The 17,043-nt window shown below is 65.4% G+C and carries 21 protein-coding genes; 8 read left to right on the top strand and 13 right to left on the bottom strand.

Annotated elements, in window-relative coordinates:
- Positions 1-14: 14 nt before the first annotated feature.
- From C1933_RS10180 to C1933_RS10165, 4 genes are all read right to left on the bottom strand, one after another.
- A complete protein-coding gene (locus C1933_RS10180; protein ID WP_159093966.1) occupies positions 15-323 on the bottom strand; it encodes a hypothetical protein in 309 nt (102 codons plus the stop codon).
- A complete protein-coding gene (locus tag C1933_RS10175; RefSeq protein ID WP_108753149.1) occupies positions 320-820 on the bottom strand; it encodes a hypothetical protein in 501 nt (166 codons plus the stop codon). The genes C1933_RS10180 and C1933_RS10175 overlap by 4 nt, the downstream gene beginning before the upstream one ends.
- A gap of 20 nt (positions 821-840) precedes the next feature.
- Positions 841-1,503, bottom strand: a complete 663-nt coding sequence (locus C1933_RS10170; RefSeq protein ID WP_108753148.1) for a hypothetical protein — start codon at positions 1,501-1,503, stop codon at positions 841-843.
- A gap of 84 nt (positions 1,504-1,587) precedes the next feature.
- Positions 1,588-3,111 carry an EAL domain-containing protein gene (locus C1933_RS10165; RefSeq protein ID WP_159093965.1) on the bottom strand — a complete coding sequence of 508 codons (1,524 nt, stop codon included), beginning with the start codon at positions 3,109-3,111 and terminating at the stop codon, positions 1,588-1,590.
- 163 nt (positions 3,112-3,274) lie between these two features.
- On the opposite strand from C1933_RS10165, the gene C1933_RS20365 reads away from it, so the two are divergent.
- Positions 3,275-3,682, top strand: a complete 408-nt coding sequence (locus C1933_RS20365) for a hypothetical protein (RefSeq protein ID WP_234414705.1) — start codon at positions 3,275-3,277, stop codon at positions 3,680-3,682.
- A gap of 34 nt (positions 3,683-3,716) precedes the next feature.
- Here the strand turns inward: C1933_RS20365 and C1933_RS10155 are convergent, their stop codons facing one another.
- From C1933_RS10155 to C1933_RS20230, 3 genes are all read right to left on the bottom strand, one after another.
- Positions 3,717-4,157, bottom strand: a complete 441-nt coding sequence (locus C1933_RS10155; RefSeq protein ID WP_108753146.1) for a hypothetical protein — start codon at positions 4,155-4,157, stop codon at positions 3,717-3,719.
- A 96-nt stretch (positions 4,158-4,253) separates the two neighbouring features.
- A complete protein-coding gene (locus tag C1933_RS10150; protein WP_199911431.1) occupies positions 4,254-4,895 on the bottom strand; it encodes an EamA family transporter in 642 nt (213 codons plus the stop codon).
- Positions 4,892-5,143, bottom strand: coding sequence for a hypothetical protein (locus tag C1933_RS20230; RefSeq protein WP_199911430.1), 252 nt, complete (start codon positions 5,141-5,143; stop codon positions 4,892-4,894). Before C1933_RS20230 ends, C1933_RS10150 begins: the two co-directional genes overlap by 4 nt.
- A 99-nt stretch (positions 5,144-5,242) precedes the next feature.
- Between C1933_RS20230 and C1933_RS10145 the strand changes: the two genes are divergently transcribed.
- On the top strand, positions 5,243-5,707 hold the full coding sequence (locus C1933_RS10145; protein WP_108753145.1) for an Lrp/AsnC family transcriptional regulator: 465 nt from the start codon (positions 5,243-5,245) through the stop codon (positions 5,705-5,707).
- A gap of 214 nt (positions 5,708-5,921) precedes the next feature.
- Positions 5,922-6,347: a nucleoside 2-deoxyribosyltransferase domain-containing protein gene (locus C1933_RS10140; protein ID WP_199911429.1), complete on the top strand. Its 426-nt coding sequence runs from the start codon at positions 5,922-5,924 to the stop codon at positions 6,345-6,347.
- A 38-nt stretch (positions 6,348-6,385) separates the two neighbouring features.
- On the opposite strand, the gene C1933_RS10135 is transcribed toward C1933_RS10140, so the two are convergent.
- Both C1933_RS10135 and C1933_RS10130 read right to left on the bottom strand, forming a co-directional pair.
- The gene (locus tag C1933_RS10135; RefSeq protein WP_108753143.1) at positions 6,386-6,886 is read right to left on the bottom strand and encodes a hypothetical protein; all 501 of its coding nucleotides are present in this window, start codon (positions 6,884-6,886) and stop codon (positions 6,386-6,388) included.
- Between the two features lie 87 nt (positions 6,887-6,973).
- Positions 6,974-8,704, bottom strand: a complete 1,731-nt coding sequence (locus C1933_RS10130) for a PAS domain-containing sensor histidine kinase (protein WP_108753142.1) — start codon at positions 8,702-8,704, stop codon at positions 6,974-6,976.
- A 186-nt stretch (positions 8,705-8,890) separates the two neighbouring features.
- Between C1933_RS10130 and C1933_RS10125 the strand changes: the two genes are divergently transcribed.
- From C1933_RS10125 to C1933_RS10110, 4 genes are read left to right on the top strand one after another with little or no spacing between them, the layout of a single operon-like run.
- Positions 8,891-9,829, top strand: a complete 939-nt coding sequence (locus C1933_RS10125; protein WP_108753141.1) for an acyl-CoA/acyl-ACP dehydrogenase — start codon at positions 8,891-8,893, stop codon at positions 9,827-9,829.
- Positions 9,817-10,569 carry a PIG-L family deacetylase gene (locus C1933_RS10120; RefSeq protein ID WP_108753140.1) on the top strand — a complete coding sequence of 251 codons (753 nt, stop codon included), beginning with the start codon at positions 9,817-9,819 and terminating at the stop codon, positions 10,567-10,569. Before C1933_RS10125 ends, C1933_RS10120 begins: the two co-directional genes overlap by 13 nt.
- The gene (locus C1933_RS10115; protein ID WP_108753139.1) at positions 10,566-11,153 is read left to right on the top strand and encodes an SAM-dependent methyltransferase; all 588 of its coding nucleotides are present in this window, start codon (positions 10,566-10,568) and stop codon (positions 11,151-11,153) included. The genes C1933_RS10120 and C1933_RS10115 overlap by 4 nt, the downstream gene beginning before the upstream one ends.
- Positions 11,150-11,839 carry a glycosyltransferase family 2 protein gene (locus C1933_RS10110; RefSeq protein WP_108753138.1) on the top strand — a complete coding sequence of 230 codons (690 nt, stop codon included), beginning with the start codon at positions 11,150-11,152 and terminating at the stop codon, positions 11,837-11,839. The genes C1933_RS10115 and C1933_RS10110 overlap by 4 nt, the downstream gene beginning before the upstream one ends.
- 12 nt (positions 11,840-11,851) lie before the next feature.
- On the opposite strand, the gene C1933_RS10105 is transcribed toward C1933_RS10110, so the two are convergent.
- The 4 genes from C1933_RS10105 to C1933_RS10090 form a co-directional block, all read right to left on the bottom strand.
- A complete protein-coding gene (locus tag C1933_RS10105) occupies positions 11,852-13,669 on the bottom strand; it encodes a glycoside hydrolase family 15 protein (RefSeq protein ID WP_108753137.1) in 1,818 nt (605 codons plus the stop codon).
- On the bottom strand, positions 13,666-14,562 hold the full coding sequence (locus tag C1933_RS10100) for an SDR family oxidoreductase (protein ID WP_108753136.1): 897 nt from the start codon (positions 14,560-14,562) through the stop codon (positions 13,666-13,668). Before C1933_RS10100 ends, C1933_RS10105 begins: the two co-directional genes overlap by 4 nt.
- A gap of 43 nt (positions 14,563-14,605) precedes the next feature.
- On the bottom strand, positions 14,606-15,472 hold the full coding sequence (locus tag C1933_RS10095) for an SDR family oxidoreductase (RefSeq protein WP_108753135.1): 867 nt from the start codon (positions 15,470-15,472) through the stop codon (positions 14,606-14,608).
- Between the two features lie 94 nt (positions 15,473-15,566).
- Positions 15,567-15,953 (bottom strand): sensory rhodopsin transducer, encoded by a 387-nt coding sequence (locus tag C1933_RS10090; RefSeq protein WP_108753134.1) that lies wholly within the window; start codon positions 15,951-15,953, stop codon positions 15,567-15,569.
- A 182-nt stretch (positions 15,954-16,135) separates the two neighbouring features.
- Between C1933_RS10090 and cho the strand changes: the two genes are divergently transcribed.
- Positions 16,136-16,993 carry an excinuclease Cho gene (gene cho, locus C1933_RS10085; RefSeq protein ID WP_108753133.1) on the top strand — a complete coding sequence of 286 codons (858 nt, stop codon included), beginning with the start codon at positions 16,136-16,138 and terminating at the stop codon, positions 16,991-16,993.
- Positions 16,994-17,043 lie beyond the last annotated feature (50 nt).

Raw genomic sequence — 17,043 nt, 5'->3', positions numbered from 1 at the left:
CCGTATCCCTTGTATTACGCGTGTGCTTCCCTGTGCCATGCGGCGCCTGCTGCAGAGCGTACCGCGTTCATCCCCGGCAGCAGGTCCGCAACAGCTTCCACGTCCGGGTGCAGCCGCACGATGGATCCCATCGAAACCACGCGTGCCTGCGCGGGGTCAGCCCCCGCGCCGTCCAGGAAGGCCCATGAGTGGTCATCACCGTAGTGGGTCACCACCAGTACCGGGCTGCCATCCAGCACGGCCTGGCTGGTAATGCACGCCACGTTTGGCGCCTGGTCGAATTTCCATTCCATTGCGGTCTGTTCCATGTCCGGGCGGTTCAACGGTCCATCTGCTCGTCCAGCATCTTCGCCTGCTGCGCGTAGTAGCGGGCCGATGCCTCATTCTTCTGCGCCTTGAACACCGCGCTCGCGGCCTGCGCTGCCTTACTGGCTGCGGTGAAGGCGTCCGCGTTGTCCTGCCAGGCGCTGTCCTCGCGGGTCGCCAGGTCACCGTCCTTCCAGCGCCCGGCGATCAGCCCGCCTTGATTGCCGCGGGCGGTGTCGATCACTCCGATCACCGGCACGCCGTCCTTCAATTCACCATAGAAAACCTCGCCAGCCTCCGCACCATCGCGGCGGCGCAGCACGCCCAGGCCGTCGGCCTTGCCGTCAGGGCAGACGCCGATCCAGTAGGTGGGGCCCGAGGGAAGGGAACGAGGCGGCAGGAACTGGCAGCCGCTTGCCGGGTCCTTTGACCAACCGGCTTCCGGAGCGCCGGGGTTGGCGGCGCTCGCGGTGAAGGCCAGCCCCAGCAGGGCGATGATAAGCGCAGGTTTCATGTCACAACTCCTTTGGACATTCAGCGGCAGGGATCCTGGTCAGGGGAGGCATCGGGGTATGGGCACGGGAAGAAGCCCGTGTTGCCCAGTTCGGCAGCCGTTGCCTGCGCCACGCCAAGTGCAACCCGCCAGTGGCCATTCTCCAGCACGGCGCCAACTTCGGCCTGCTGCTCCTGGTCAATCAGGCGTGCAAGGAAGGGGAACGCCGCGCGCATGTCAGGTCGCTCGGTCCAGACCGGGGCATCCACGATGCGGTAACGATAGCGCACCACGCCATCTTCGCCGCGGTCAATGGCGGTGACCTGCCGCTCGCCAAAACAGAGATACGGTACGACCGAGCTGCTGTTTCCCATGCCATCCAGCCGAAGAAACGGCTTGCCCGCTTCAGTAACGGAAACCCGCGCGCGAGGGGTCGGGTTGGCGCGATCCTCAATCGCCTCGCGGTGCACCAGATCGGCGGCGATCAAGGCGTCAACCTCCGGGCGCGCCAGCAGTTCCGCGCTTTGTTCGATGGGCCATTGCGGGGCAATCAGCATCGCGCAGACCTTCGATCCGTCCAGCTGATCGCGCAGATCTTCAGCCAGCGCCGCCGATCCATCGCCTGCGCTGCAGGCCGACAGTGCCAGCGTTGCAGCCGCCGCGGCGAATGAAAATGCGATGCTGCGAATGCCCAGTTGCATCATGCGGGGGGATTCTCCTTTTGGAAATCCCATCTTAGTTCGTGGCTGCAGCGGGCGTGTCAGACGCCCATCACGAAGTGAGCGCCATCACTCAAGCATTTCCACAGCGTCGGCCGTCGGCAAGGGATAACCGTAGTGCCAACCCTGGCCTACGGCATCGGCGGCCAGTTCACGCAGCAGACTGGCCTGCTGTGGCGTTTCAATGCCCTCGATGATCACATCCATCCCCAGGTTGCGGGCAATCTGGTACATCCCCGGCAGCACCGAGCGCAGCGGTGAATCTTCGGTAATGGCGGTCACGAACATCCGGTCGATCTTCACGCCCTGGAACGGCGATTCGGCAAGGTGCGAGAAGTTCGCGCTGCCGGTGCCGAAGTCATCGATCAGCAACTTGTAACCCATGGCCTCCAGCTCGCCGATGTTGGCCTTGCCTACCGCGCACAGTTGCTCCCGTTCGGTCACCTCAATGCGTATCTGTGAGGGGCGCAGGCCTGCCTCGTGCAGTAACGCATCGAGATATCGCACTACATTGGGCTGGGCCAGATCATGGGGTTCTGCGTTCACACTCACATAAAGGTGCGGGTGGCGGCGCAGCGAAGGCCCGAGCTCCTGCAGCGCCCGGGCCAGTACGTGGCGGAACAGCAGCGGCGTCAGGTTGAACTGCCGTGCAATGGGCACGAACACCGAAGGGGGAATGTCCTCGCCGGCGTCCGGATGCCAGCGGCTCAGGGCTTCGAATCCGACCAGTTGCTGATCGCGTATACGGCAGAGCGGCTGATAGACCAGCTTTATCTCGCCCTGTTTGATGGCCTGGTCCAGCCGCGCGTGGATCGAGCCATGCTGTGCGTTTCGCCGGCGCGCCAGAACGTAGGCGCCGACCGCACCGGCGATCGCACTCAGGCACAGCATCAGCGCCAGCACCCAGCCAGGCAGCCCGGCAACGGACCGGCGCGGGGTTTCCACCACCACGCAGACGGTGTTCTGCGTGCTACAGGTGCGGCTGTGCACGGTGGCGGCCTGCGCGGCGGCCCCGGCACCCGATTGCAGCTTTCTGATGGTGTAGCTTCGATTGCCCGCGACGATGCTGAGCGTGCTGGTACTGGTGGCCAACCCATCTATGCCGTCGAATGCCGAGGTGGACGAGACACTGAAAATGCCGTCGCGGGCAATCAGCGTTGTGCCCTCATATTGGGTTCCTGCCAGATCGTCGCTCAGCCAGACCTGCGAGCTACCCAGATGGAACGTCGGCGGCGGCAGCGGACGTGCGGCCAGATCTCCCCAGGTGGCCGAGCAGGTCAAACGCCCGTCATCAAGCCTCCCCAGATCGGCAATGAAACTGGAGTGGAAGGTAAGGGCCTTGAAACGATCCAACTCGTCGGCGGAGCAGGGCACGCCCGGTACCCGCAGCGCCTCATCCATCACATCCCGCCGCACGCGGGTAATAGTCTCCGAGCGCCCCAGTACCGCATGGGCGATCCGTTCGGACGTGGCGTTGTCTTCTGAATAGAGCACGGCCTGCGCCCCGGCCAGCAGGGCGGCGGCGGCCAGCGCGGCAATCACGATGGCCTCGGTAACAGCGCGGCGGCGGGCGGTTGCTCGAATCAGGCTCAAGTACGGCCCCCTGTACGACATGGCGTCTTGGGCTGGCCCCAGCATGGGGCCAAGGGGCGGTGGGGGCAAGGGGGAGGGGGGGCAGACGCAGGCGCCGTAGAGTCGAGCTTGCTCGACTAAACCCTCGATCCGCTACCATCCTCCCACACACCAGGGGGCTGGCATGGACGCAAGAATCGGTTTCCTCATCGCACTGATAACGCTGGCACCGTGCGCACACGCCCAGCAGATGCGCTCTGCCACCGGGCCCCAGCCCGCGCCGAAGCACACGCCATCCGTTCCGAAGGCACACAACCCCGGTGCCGAGCCGATGAAATGCGATCAGTTCATCGACCCGCGCATGCGGCTGTACTGCGCAGACATCGAGCGCGGTTACGTACAGGGCGAGGCCCGGCGCCAAGGGCTGCCTACGCCATCCAGTGAAGTCGTCCGCCTGCCGGCCTATGGAACAGCCGAGTCCAAGCGGGTAGGGGCAGCCTGCTTCAGTGGCACGGCCATGCGCCGCCTCAGCAATGGCTGGGAGCAGCTACGCACTGCCAAGGGCGAATGGCTTCGCTGTCGGGAGCAGTGAGACAAGGGCAACGGATGTGTAGCAGGCGAGCCTGTCAGAACACTGTTGCGCTGTAGACAAGATCCATTTCCCTATCGTGCGTGACCCAATGGGTCGTCGCGCCCTCGGTGCATAGGTAGAACGTGCCGTTGGAAGCCGATGCGCACGACCAGGCATCGCGGGCGAACATTGGGAACCGGCGCATTACCTGCTTGCCGGGCATTTCCGGCTGTGCCGTTCTTCTGCAATTTTCGGGCAACACAAGTGCGCCAGAGCGCAGGCGGAAGACCAGCCACGACGCATTCGTGTCGATGTCGTGGGTCTCGCGGATGTTGACCGCATCTGCAGGCAACCACGTGGGCAGCCACTTCGCTTCGCCGATGGCGTTTCTGTTCATGGCCGCATCGCGGTCGGAGTATTCAGCGCTCACCACTTCCATGCAGCCGGACAGCGATACCGCCAGCGCGATTATCAGCACGTTCCAGAGAATCTTCATCGGCATCCTACGCTTGGAGTCCCGTCTCCGAGTACCAGATAGTCCAGCGAAAACACAGTAGAGTCGAGCTTGCTCGACCGAACCGTCCGATCGTAATCACTCTGCCGCCGCAACCCGCGCCCTGCCTCGGCGCGCCCCCGAAAGTGCATGCCCCGCCATGGCAACCACGATCAGCGCCAACGCCCCCCCTTGAACCGCACTCAGGCGCTGCCCCAGCAGCAACCAGCCCACCACCGCCGAAACGGCCGGGGCCGCCGACAGCACCACCCCAAGCACCGACACAGAAAGCCGCCGCATCGCCCACATTTCCAGCGCGTACGGCAGCACGCCCGACAGGCAGGCCACGGCAAGCCCCGGAATGAGGAAGGCCGGGGAAGCGAAGCGGGTATCGCCGCTGGTGATGGCAACAGGGACGGCCAGCATCGACGCCGCCACCATGCCCCAGGCGACCGTGTTCACGCCCTGCAGGTGCGAAGCGCGCTTGCCCGCGAGGATGTACAGCCCCCAGGCAACGGCCGCGCCGATCGCGCACAGTACGCCAATCGGATCCAACGCGCCCTCCGCGGCCTGGCCGAGTGGCAACAGCAGAAACAGTGCGCCCAGCGCCAGCAGCGACCACAGCAGATCCGTCAGCCGGCGGCCCGCCAGGGCGCCGACGGCCAACGGGCCCAGAACTTCGATCCCCACCGCCACGCCCATGGGAATTCGCGCGAACGCCTGATAGATCAGGGTATTCATGGCCCCAGCATCAGGCCGTACATCACTACTGCACCGAACTGGCGGCGACCTGGCCGATGGCGCCAGGCGCGCTGCAAGACCACGAGCACCACCGCCGACAGGCCAATGCGCAGGGCGATGGTGCCCTCCACGCCAATGACGCCGAACAGGTGCTTCGCGTAGGCCGCCCCGACATTCTGGCTGACAAGTGAGAGGGCGATGGCACCGATTCCGGCGGCCGCCGCAGCCTGGGCAAGGTCGTTCTTCATGGGAAGCCATGCTAGCCGTGCCCCTGCGGGTGGTTTCGCACATTTCACCAGGCAGCACGAGTAAATTACTCTGCCAGATCCACTACACGAGCGTGCGACGTGGACAAGTTCGACCTTGCCATTCTTCAGATTCTGCAGCAGGACAACCTGACGCCGCAGCGCGTGATCGCGGAGCGGGTGAGCCTGTCGCCCGCTGCGATACAGCGCAGGGTCGCGGCGCTGATGAAATCCGGCGTGATCGAGAGGAACATCGCGGTGGTTGACCCGCGCGCCGTCGGGGCATTGGTCACCGTCGTGGTAGAAGTGCACCTGGTCAGCGACCAGTCCAGCGTGGTGCGCACCGTCAAGGACGCTTTCCTGGCCGTGCCCGAGATTCAGCAGTGCTACCACGTCACCTGCAACGGCGGGCTGATCCTCATCGCGCTGTTGCGAGATCTGGAAGCCTACGGTCGCCTCGCCGAGCGGCTATTTGCAGACAACGCGCTGGTGGAAAGCTATCGAAGCCTTCCGGTGCTGGAGCGCGTCAAGGTCGGGCTGGCCGTGTGCGGGCCTGGTAGCGAATAGCCGGCAATTTCGATGCAGCAGAGGATGGGGCAGGGCGCCCGATCGGGTTCCGCTGTCATCGATAGATGCAACAATGCCGCCTGCTTGTTCGTACCGCGTACTCATGAAATATCGACTTGCCCTTCTGCTGTCCCTCATCGTGCCCATGACCTGCTGGGCGTCGCCCTCGCAGACAGTGACCTCACCCGCGCCGGTCCCGCCGTCGGATGGCCGCGTGACCGTGTTCCTGGCCGGCAGCATCGAGATGGGCAAGGCCGGCGATTGGCAGGCACAGGTGCAGCAGGCGCTGGCAGATGACGGCGTGGTGATGCTCAACCCGCGGCGGGAAGACTGGAATCCGGCATGGAAGCCCAGCGCCAGCGACGCGAACTTCCGCCAACAGGTGCAGTGGGAACTGGCCGCGCTGGAAATGGCGGACATCGTGTTGATGTACTTCGCCCCGGGCACGCAGAGCCCGATCACCTTGCTGGAGTTCGGGCTGTACGCGCGTTCCGGCAAGCTGTTGGTTGCCGCGCCGGAAGGGTTCTGGCGCAAGGGCAACCTGGACATCACCGGCGACCGCTATGGCGTGCCGCGCTACGACAACCTGGCCGAGCTGATCCAAGCCGTGCGAGCACGCATCCACCAGCCCCACCCGTAGAGTCGAGCTTGCTCGACTGAAGTCGTCCAGGGCCCCTATCAATCGCTTGCCTCGCCAGGCGCTCCAAAAAACAGGCGCGCACATGCCAATCCAGCAACGGCGCCGCAGGCGGCGAACAATGCAGCCTCGCTCAACCCACGCGAATTGCCTGCAGCAAGTGACGGCAGCGATGAAAGCAGCGCACCTATCGCGCTGCTCAACGCCAAGGCGCGCCACCCCCACAGCCAAGGCTTCAGCGCACCCACAATGGCGCCGGTCGCCATCGCAGGAATGGCACCCATTGGGTCGGCAAACAACAACAGGAACAGCACTGCCAAGGGGTTAAGCACGGTGCCCGCTTTCAGTGAGATGGCGAGAAAGGCAGCCAACGTGCCCACCAGCGGACCCACCGCTAAGAAAAGGGCCCCGCCCTTGAATTGATCTAAGGCGCAGTCCCACGCGGAGATCCGGGCGCTCCCATCCACATTCGCACTGGCCCAAATGCGGAACACCGCCGCAAGCACGGGAAAGATGACGACCAGCGCATAGCCTATCGGCATCTGAGGGGTGAATCTGCATACGCCGGATCGGCGCCCATTTATACAACCGTGCGCTTGCCGGCAGCAATGTTTCGCCGCCCTCGTGATTCAACTCACCGTGCGCCACACACGGTCGTCGCTTCCCAATTCCACCACCGCCTCTCCCGCACCCACCGGCGGTTTGATCGCCTCGGCCAGACCACCCAAGGTATAAGGCTTGCGCAGCACTACGAACCCATGGTCGGTCTCCCGCGCCAGCAGTTCGCTGTAACCGCTGGTCAGGACTACGTGCAGCCCGGGATAGGTGGCCCGCACTGTCCTGGCCAGTTCCAAGCCCGTAATGCCTGGCATTACCACGTCCGAAAAGACCACGTTGTAGCGCGCATGATTCTGCTCCAGGTCGGCCAGCGCCTCCGCGCCGTTGCGCGCCAGCTGCACGCCGCAGCCCAGTTCCCGCAGCGCCGAAACCGCGAATGCCGCAACATCCACGTTGTCTTCCACCACCAGCACGTTCAGGCCCTTCGCTTCCTGCAGTGCATGCAGGGATGAGCCTTCCATTGAAACGGGCTCCTGGTCGGTCAGCGGCAGGTACAAGACGAACGTGCTGCCTTCGCCCACGGTGCTGGTGACATCCACCTCGCCTTCGGACTGCTTCACGAAGCCGAACACTTGGCTGAGTCCCAACCCAGTGCCTTCACCCACACCCTTGGTCGTGAAGAACGGATCGAATACCTGGCTCAAGACCGAATCTTCGATGCCGCAGCCGTCATCGCTCACCGAAACCGCCGCAAAGGCGCCCCTCAGTGGTGGCGCGAACCGTACCGACGGCATGGTGTCGACCCTGCGTACGCAGATGCGCACCGTGCCGTTCTTTCCGATGGCATCGCGTGCGTTCACCGCCAGATTGATCAGTGCCGTATCCAGCTGGGTCTTGTCCAGCAGCACGTGCAGCGGATCGTCGGGCAGGTCCAGCTGCAATGCCACCCGGCTGCCGAGCAGGGTGCGGATGATGTCGGCCAGTCCTTCCACCCCCTTGCCCAGATCGAACACTTCCGGTGACAGCGTCTGCCTGCGCGAGAAAGACAGCAGGTGCGAGACCAAGCTGGTCGCCCGGTCTGCTGCCGCGCCGATGGCTTCGATGTGCCGGCGCTGCTGCTCGTCCCGGGGTTCGCCATAGCGGAGCATGTCCACCGAGCCGGTGATGACCTGCAGAAGATTGTTGAAATCGTGCGCCACGCCGCCGGTCAGCTGGCCAATGGCTTCCAGCTTCTGCGATTGCCGCAGCTGCTCGCGTGCCCTCACCAGCTCAGCATGGGCCTGCCTTGCCTCTTCACTGATGGATTCGACCTGCCGCGAATGCTCGTTGCGCTCGGACACGAACTCGGTCTGGTCACTGACCACGCACAGAATGCCGCCCACGCTGCCATCGGCCACGCGGATGGGGGAATACGAGAAGGTCCAGAAGGTTTCGCGACGCGTGCCATCGCGGTCCATGAAGACGCGCAGGTTGCGGAAGCTGCGGTGGGTGCCGGCCATCGCATCGGCGATGGCTCCACCCAGCTCATCCCACACGTCGTGCCAGACAATTCTCACCGGCGTGGCCATTGCGCCGACCAGCTTGTTGCCCATCCAGGGCGAGAACGCGTCGTTGAAGTAGAAGAGGTTGTCCGGCCCCCACGAAATCCACAGTGGCTCCGGGCAATCCAGGATCATCGTCAACACCGTGCGCAATTCGTCCGGTGCCGCCTCTGCAAGCCCGCCGTGCGCCCAGTCGCTGTCCTGCAGCAGGCGATAAGCGAGGGAGTCGGGCGAAGACACGGGTAGGTCGCTGCGGGACATGTGAAGACCTGTTGAACACTTCCTCACAGCGTCAATCATGAATGGTACAGGCAGCGTGACGAGTCGTTGGGCGCAGGGCTTGTGATGATGCTGCCACCGTCCGTTCATGTGCCAGCGACATCCGCAAGACGGCCGTGTGACTTCGCGCGACTTACTTTGAAGGCCCGCCTCCACACATAACTGCGAATGCTCGCTACCGTGCTGCCGTCACCGCTTTCGAATCTGGCCCGGCAGCGACTGCTGCAGGTCAATGCACTGCCATTGCCTGGCCAGGGCCGCACGCTGGAGCGTTGGCGCGAGCTGGCTGCCCTTGGGCATGAAGACCTGTGTCTGGCGAAGGTGCTTGAAGCCCATCATGACGCCGTGGCGATCCTGCACGAACTCGGCGCAGCGCCGTCGGACGGCCAGTTGCTGGCGGTATGGGCCGCAGAGGGACCCGCCTGCACCCTGCGCGCAGATGCAAGCGGCAGGCTGCGCGGCGACAAGCCGTGGTGTTCTGGCAGCGAATTGGTCGATGTCGCGCTGGTAACCGTCCGCGACGAGACAGGGGTGCAGCTCTATCGGGTGGATGCATCGCAGTGGCATGCACTGGAGGGTGAGCCGTGGCCCGCCCCCGGCATGGTCGGCGTACCGTCCACCACGGTGCGTTTCGACGATGCCCAGGCCGAGGCAGTCGGCCCACTGAATGCCTATCTGGATCGTCCCGGGTTCTGGCATGGCGGCGCGGGAATTGCGGCCGTGTGGTTCGGCGCGGCCACCGCGCTTGCAGATCGCATGCAACATGCCTGCAGCGAAGGCCTGCGCGCGCGTCTGCTGGGCAAGGCTGACCTCGCTCTGGCACCGGCCGCCGCGCTGCTGCGCGAGTTGGCCACCGCGATCGACTTGGCGCCGCAGCTGACGCACCGCGTGCAGGTCGTGCGTGCGCGCAGCGTGGTGGAACGCGCGGCCACCCAGATCCTGGACCTTGCCGGCCGCGCACTGGGACCAGCACCCATGTGCATGGAGGACGCGCACGCGCGCCGCTGGGCCGATCTGAGCGTATTCCTGCGGCAAAGCCACGCGGACAAGGATTGGGAATGGCTGGGACAGCAGTGCGCGGCTCAGGTGAAACCATGGGCGCTGTAGCCATCATCAACGGGCGCGGTTCCGAAGCGAGCGCATGGGACCGCTGTGACTGGCTGTGGCAGCAACCCACAGCGACCGCGGCCGAGCTCTGTGCCGGGGTAGGGCGGATTGTAGTGGTTGCACCGCATCCCGATGACGAGGTGTTGGCCTGCGGTGGTCTGATGTGCGCCGTCGCCCGCATGGGCATGCCGGTGCAGGTGGTTGCGGTGACCGACGGCGAGGCGTGCTACCCCGGTGAGCAGTGGTGGACGCCGCCGCGCCTGCGGCAGGCCCGGCGCGAGGAGCTGCGCGATGCCTTGTCCGAGCTGTCCATTGCTGCAGAGTCCATCGTGCATCTAGGCATCGCCGATGGCGGCGTGACCGATCACGAAAGCGGTTTGGAAGACTGGCTGTGGCAGTGCCTGCGCGAAGACGATCTGCTGCTGGCGCCCTGGCGGTTTGATGGCCATCCCGACCACGAAGCTGCCGGACGCGCCGCGTGGAGGGCCGCGCGTGACGTTGGCTGCCGCCTGCTTGAGTACCCCGTCTGGGGTTGGCACTGGCTGGACCCGGGCTGCGCGCACATGGCATGGGAGTCGCCGCGCCTGCTCGACATTTCCCCGGTGGCCGCCCACAAGCGGCAGGCCATTACCCGTTTCCGTACACAGACCGGCGATGTGCCCCGGCTGCAGGCCGAGCCCATCCTGCCCGCGTACGTGCTCGACCGTTTCCATCGTACCCAGGAGGTTTATTTCGCATGAGTGCCCAGCCGTACTTCGACGAAGTGCACGCCATCGATGATCCCTTCGGCTACCGCAGCCGGTGGTACGAGGAGCGCAAGCGCGGCGTGCTGATGGCCAGCCTGACGCGCCGCAGCTTCCAGCGCGGCTGGGAACTGGGCTGTTCCAACGGGGTGCTTACCGAAGCATTGGCCGGCCGCTGCGAGCGCCTGCTGGCAACCGATATCAGCCCGCGGGCGACGTTCCAGGCGCGCCGCAGTCTGGCCCATCTTCCGCACGTGCAGGTGCATTGCGCGCAGCATCCGCAACAGTGGCCGGCCGGCCGCTTTGACCTGATCGTCTGCAGCGAGATGGGCTACTACCTCGGGCCGGACGCGCTGGTGGAGCTGCGCGACGGGGTACACGCGGCATTGAAGGATGACGGACTGCTGGTGGCTTGCCACTGGTTGCCCTCCTTCAATGGCCGTGCCAGCCGCACCGCACTCGTGCACGAGCGGCTGGGGCACGGGCTGCAGGAAGCCTTCTGCTACCGGGACAGCGATTTCGTGCTGCAGGGCTGGACCCGCGCGCCACTGTCACTGGCCAGCGAAGAGGGCCTGAGATGATCGGGGTGCTGGTGCCGGCACACAACGAGGCGGGGTGCCTGGACGCGTGCCTGCGCTCGCTGTCCATTGCCGCCGCGCACCCGCGGCTGAGGGGAGAGCCAGTACGGGTGACGGTGGCGCTGGATACCTGCACGGATGCCAGCGCGGACATATGCCGGCGCCATGGCGTCGGCATGGTGCCGGTAGAGGCCCGCTGCGTGGGTGCAGCGCGAGCGGCGGCGGCGGACGACTTGATCCGCATGGGCGCCCGGTGGCTGGCCAGCACCGATGCAGACAGCCAGGTGCCGGCCGATTGGCTGGTGGCCCAGTGCGAAGCGGGCACTGAGGTGTTCTGCGGGGTGGTGGATCTGGGCGATCTGGCGCCCCGGCAAGCCTGGCTCCGCAGCTGCTTCCAGCGCGGAGAGCGCTGGGGCCAGGGGCACGGCCGGGTACACGGCGCCAACATGGGCGTTTCCACGCGGGCTTACCTGGCGACCGGTGGTTTCGCGGCGCAGCGTTGTTCGGAAGATGTGGACTTGGTGAAACGACTGCAGGCAAGCGGCGCATCCATCTGCTGGGCCGGTGATCCGGTGGTCAGCACGAGTGCCCGCCTGGTCGGGCGCGCCAGCGGCGGATTTGCCGATCATCTGGCGGCCCTTGCTGCGCAGGACCATGGTGTACCGCCCCAGCTGGCCTTGGCCAGCTGAGGCCTGCAAAGTTCACTGCCCATCCACCGCGAATGCCGCGTGCACCAGGGCCAGATGGCTCAGGCCCTGCGGGGTGTTTCCCAGCCCTTGCTCGGTAAAAGGGTCCCACATCTCGGGCATCAGGCCCACGTCGTTGCGAACCCGCTGCAGCAGGGCATGGAACAGCCGATGCGCTTCATCGTGCTCGCCCAGCAGTCCGTAGGCCTCCACCATCCAGAACGCGCAGCTGATGAACGTGCCTTCGCACTGCTGCATGCCGCTGTAGCGCCACAGTAGATCACCGCTGGCATCACTCAGTTCGCGGCGCATCGCCTCACGGGTGGCGATGAACCGCTCTGGCCGCGCCTGTGCCAGGCCGAAGCGTGATGCCAGCATCAGGCTTGCATCCAGTCGGTCACTGCCGGGGTGCATTACATAGCTCTGCTTTTCTTCGTGCCAGCAGTGCGTGTCGATCCAGTCCAGGACGCGGTCGCGCTCGCGCTGCCAGCGGGGCAGGCGGGCGCGGGTGATGTGGCCCTGTTCGGCCAGTTCGCATGCACGGCGCAGGGCCATCCAGCATTCCACCTTCGACATGGTGTAATGCTGCAGGTCCTCCAGCTCCCAGAACCCGCAGTCCTTGCGCATCCAGCGGTCGGCGCATTCGTCGGCCAGCTCGAACAACAGCCGGGCAGTGGCCGGGTCCAGAATATGGCCGGCATCGATCATGCGGCTGGCCATTTCCATCACATCGCCGTAGACGCAGGTCTGCAATTGGTCGGTTGCAATGTTGCCTACCCGCACCGGCTGGCTGCCGTGATAGCCGGGGATGTCGATGTAGCGCTCCTGTTCAACCGTTTCGCCGCGCAAGGTGTAGCAGGGCCGCAGCGCCGGGCGGTGTCTGCCGATGGTGGTCATCAACCAGCTGAACCCGGCCTTGGCGTCGGGCAGGGCGCCCACGCGCAGGAAGGCCTTGATGATGTAGGCGGCGTCGCGCACCCAGGCGTATCGATAGTCCCAGTTCTTGTCACCGCCCAGGCGTTCCGGCAGCGAAGCGGTCACCGCAGCGGCGATGGCGCCCGTGGGTGAGAACCACAGGAACTTCAACGCCAGCGCCGAGCAGATCACTTCACCGCGCTGGCGGCTGTCGCAGTGCAGGTCCGCAACCCATTGCTGCCATTCGCGATCAGAGCGGTCAATGCGGGTATCGATATCGTCCAATGGCGGAACGGGCAGCACCTCGTCCTGCGACGCCAACAACGCGACAATGCCGCGGTAGCCCGCCGTCACCCGCAGCTGCCCTTGCACGGCGCGGTCGTCACATAGCTCGATGTGGGTATCTTCTGGGCAGCGCAGCATCGTCATCACCGGACCCACGTGGTACACGCAGCCATTGGGGGTGTCGCTCATCCATGGCGTGCAGGTGCCGGCCCGGGTGCCCGGCTGGTAGTGCAGCTCGAAGATCACCTCGCCTTCCAGCCCTTCCACCCGCCTGGCCAGCTCGGACCACGGCAGGCGCCCGGCCGGACCGCTGTTCAGCGATTCGGTAACACGGGCGAATCCGGTGGAAGTGCGGATCTCCGTTTCAAGCACGTTGCTGTCGGCCCTGTAGCGCCGGTGTACAGACACGATGTCCCGAGCCTGCAGCGCAAAGCGCCCGCCGGCCGCGGCGTCCAGCAGACGATCAAACAGCGGGGGCGAATCCATGTTTGGCGCGCACCACCAGTCGATGCAGCCATCAGGTGCAATCAGCGCCGTGGAGCGGCCATCGCCAATGGCGGCGTAGGCATGGATGGGGGCATGCCCCTGCGCGTCACGTGCGGGGCTTACCCCGCTGTCTGGCGCGGACCTCACGGAAGCAGCATGCCGCCGGTGGCACCAATCACCTCGCCGGTGATGTAGCTCGATTCCTGGGTAGCCAGGAGCACGTAGGCCGACGCCATCTCGACCGGTTGGCCAGCACGCTTCAGTGGTGTCTGCGCTCCAAAATCTGGAATGGCCTCTGGCGGCTGACCGCCCGCCGGCTGCAACGGGGTCCAGATCGGGCCCGGGGCTACGGCGTTCACCCGGATGCCGCGCTCGGCGACCTGCTGCGCCAACGATTTGGTGAAATTGACAATGGCCGCCTTGGTCGGCGCGTAGTCCAGCAGATTAGGCGAGGGCTGATAAGCCTGGATGGAGGCCGTGTTGATGATGGTCGCACCCGCGGGCAGGTGCGCCAGGGCCGCCTTGCACACCCAGAACAGTGCATGCACGTTGGTGCGGAACGTGGCCTCGAACTGCTCGGTGTCCAGGTCCTCGATCTTCTCCACCGCCAGCTGCTTGCCGGCAACGTTGGCCAGAACGTCCAGGCCGCCCAGCGCATCCACGGCCTTGGCCACCAGATCGCGGCAGAACGCCTCGTCCTGCAGGTCGCCGGGCAGGGCAATGGCCTTGCGTCCTTCGGCCTCGATCAGCGCGACCACCTCGGCGGCGTCCGCCTCTTCCTCGGGCAGGTAGCTCAGCGCTACATCGGCACCCTCGCGGGCGAAGGCAATCGCTACGGCGCGGCCGATGCCCGAGTCTGCGCCGGTCACCAGTGCCTTGCGGCCGTTCATGCGGCCCAGGCCCACGTAGCTCTTCTCACCATGGTCGGCCTGTGGGCTCAGTTCGTGCACGGTGCCGGGCGGTGTCTGTACCTGCGCCGGGTAGGTCGGCTGCGGGAACTGGGTGAGCGGGTTCTGCATGTCGTACTGATTGCGGGTCATTGCGGCATTCCTTGGGGGGAGGAAGGAGTGGGGTCCAGAAAAGTCAGAGCGTGACGGCGCCGCCCGAAATGGTCAGCAGCGCGCCGGAGGTGTAGCTGGCGCTGTCGGCGGCCAGCATCACGTAGGCCGATGCCAGTTCGGCCGGCTGGCCCGGCCGGCCAAACGGCGTCTGGCTGCCAAACTGCTCGACCTCTTCGGCGGCCATGCCGGCAGGAATGAACGGCGTCCAGATCGGGCCCGGCAGCACCGCGTTTACCCGGATGCCTTTCTCTGCCAGCAGGCCGGCCAACCCGATGGTCAGATTCGCAACCGCGCCCTTGGTGGTGGAGTAGGGCAGGATGTTCGGCGTGGGCTTCTTGGAATTCACAGATGCGGTGTTGATGACGGCACCGCCGTCCTGCAGATGCGGCACGCACAGGCGGGTCAGGTTGAATACCGCGTGCACGTTGGTATCGAAGGTCTTGCGCCAGTCGTCCAGGGTGATCTCATCGAACGACTCGTAGTAGCGCTGGTACGCGGCATTGTTCACCAGGATGTCCAGGCCGCCCAGCTCGTGCACCACGCGCTTCACCAGGTCTTCGGCCTGCGCTTCATCGCTGATGTCGCAGGGAATCAGTACCGACTTCTGGCCGGCTTCCTGTATCAGCTTGCCAATCGCCGCCGCATCGTCCTTCTCGCTCTCCAGGAAGGCGATGGCCACATCAGCGCCTTCGCGGGCGTAGGCAATAGCCACGGCAGCGCCAATACCGCTGTCGCCGCCGGTGATCAGCGCCTTCTTGCCTTCCAGCTGTCGATGGCCCTTGTAGCTCTGCTCGCCGTGGTCCGGGCGCGGGTCCATCTTGCCGGTCTTGCCAGGGAAAGTCTGCTGCTGTGCCTTGAAAGGCGGCTTCGGATACTGGGGGGCAGCCATCGGACGACTCCTTCGGAAGGGGAATCGCTACTGTCTGCCTGAGTGGGTAAACGCAGCGGCCCGGTGGTGTCGCCGTGATGTGCACGGCGCGGCCCTACAGCGGGTAGGCGATCGTGGTCATGATGCTGTTCTCTGCTTGGCGCGAATCCAGGCGTGTGTGCTGCACCACCACCGGCACATCCGAATCGATCACACAGGAAAAGCCCACGCCACGCGGGACAGACGCGGGGTCCTGCAGATCGTTGAAGCGCTTGTGGCAGGTGCGCTGGGCCGGCACGGTGAAGAGGTAGGGGCCCTGCGGCTCGCGGTCCTCGAAGTACAGCATCAGGCTGATCTGTGCATCGGTACTGCCGGTATTGAGGATGCAGCAGGTTTCGTGGCTCTGCAGTTCGGGTTCCGGGCCATTGCTCCAACCGGGGATATAGCCTTCGGCAATGGCCCATCGGGTACGGCCCAGCGCGGCGTTGTTGGCACCGGACATCTCGTGGCTCCTTCGATTGGGGCTCTACAGAGTGAGGTTGCCGGGCAGCGCACGCCGTGCAGACCGGGTGCGCGGCGCATCAACGTGAAGCATTCAGCGCGCTGTCTGACCCTGCATTGGCGCCGGTCTGGCCGGTGCCTATCATGGGTTGCTGCATTCATCGATTCCCGCTGCCGCCGTACATGCCCTCAAGCGCCCAGTCCGCGCGCCGTTCTGCCCGCGCCGCCGGCTATGTCTTTCCTGAGCACCTGCGCGAGCAGGCCCGTGCCCTCCCTGCCCAGCCAGGCGTGTACACCTTCCATGGTCGCGAGGGTGGGTTGCCCCTGTATATCGGCAAGAGTGTGAACCTGCGCACTCGTGTGCTTGATCACCTGCGCACCGAGGAAGAAGCCGCGATGCTGCGGCAATCCGAACGCATCAGCTATCTGCCGATGGCCGGTGATCTGGGCGCACAGCTGCTGGAAGCCACGATGGTCAAGACCCATCGACCGCTCTATAACCGCCTGCTGCGGCGGGTACCGCGGCAATTCAGCCTGCGCCTTTATCGGGGTGAAGTGAGCGTGCTGCACTCGGGCGAAGTCGACCTGACATCGGCGCCGCTGCTGTACGGCGTCTACTCCAGTGAGCGTTCCGCCCGCGAAGCACTGCGACGCCTGGCTGACGACAACCGCCTGTGCTATTCGCTGTTGGGCCTGGAGCGCCTGCCGGCCGGGCGACCTTGCTTCCGGTCGATGCTGGGCCAGTGCCTTGGCGCATGCTGCGGGCGCGAGAGCCTGGGCGAGCACCAGCGCCGGCTGACCGAGGCACTGGCCCTGCTGGAAATCGTGCAATGGCCGTATGCCGGCCCCGTCGCCATCGAGGAGCGGGGCCCGAACCAGCGTCAGTTCCATGTGGTTGATGGGTGGTTCTATCACGGCAGTACCAAGACCCTTGCTGGCGCCCGACGCCTGCGCCGCGGACCCGCCCAGTTCGACCGCGACGCCTACCGCATTCTGCACAAGGGCCTGTGCAGCGGTCAGTGGGCCTTGCACCCGCTGTAGACACGGCCAAGGCAAGCAGGTCACAAGACCTGGACGTTCGCTTGGGTATG

It is taken from the genome of Stenotrophomonas sp. ZAC14D2_NAIMI4_6 (genome assembly GCF_003086875.1).
Lineage (GTDB): Bacteria > Pseudomonadota > Gammaproteobacteria > Xanthomonadales > Xanthomonadaceae > Stenotrophomonas.
The sequence above is the reverse complement of the archived record's forward strand: the minus strand, read 5'-3'. Positions and strand labels throughout refer to the sequence as shown.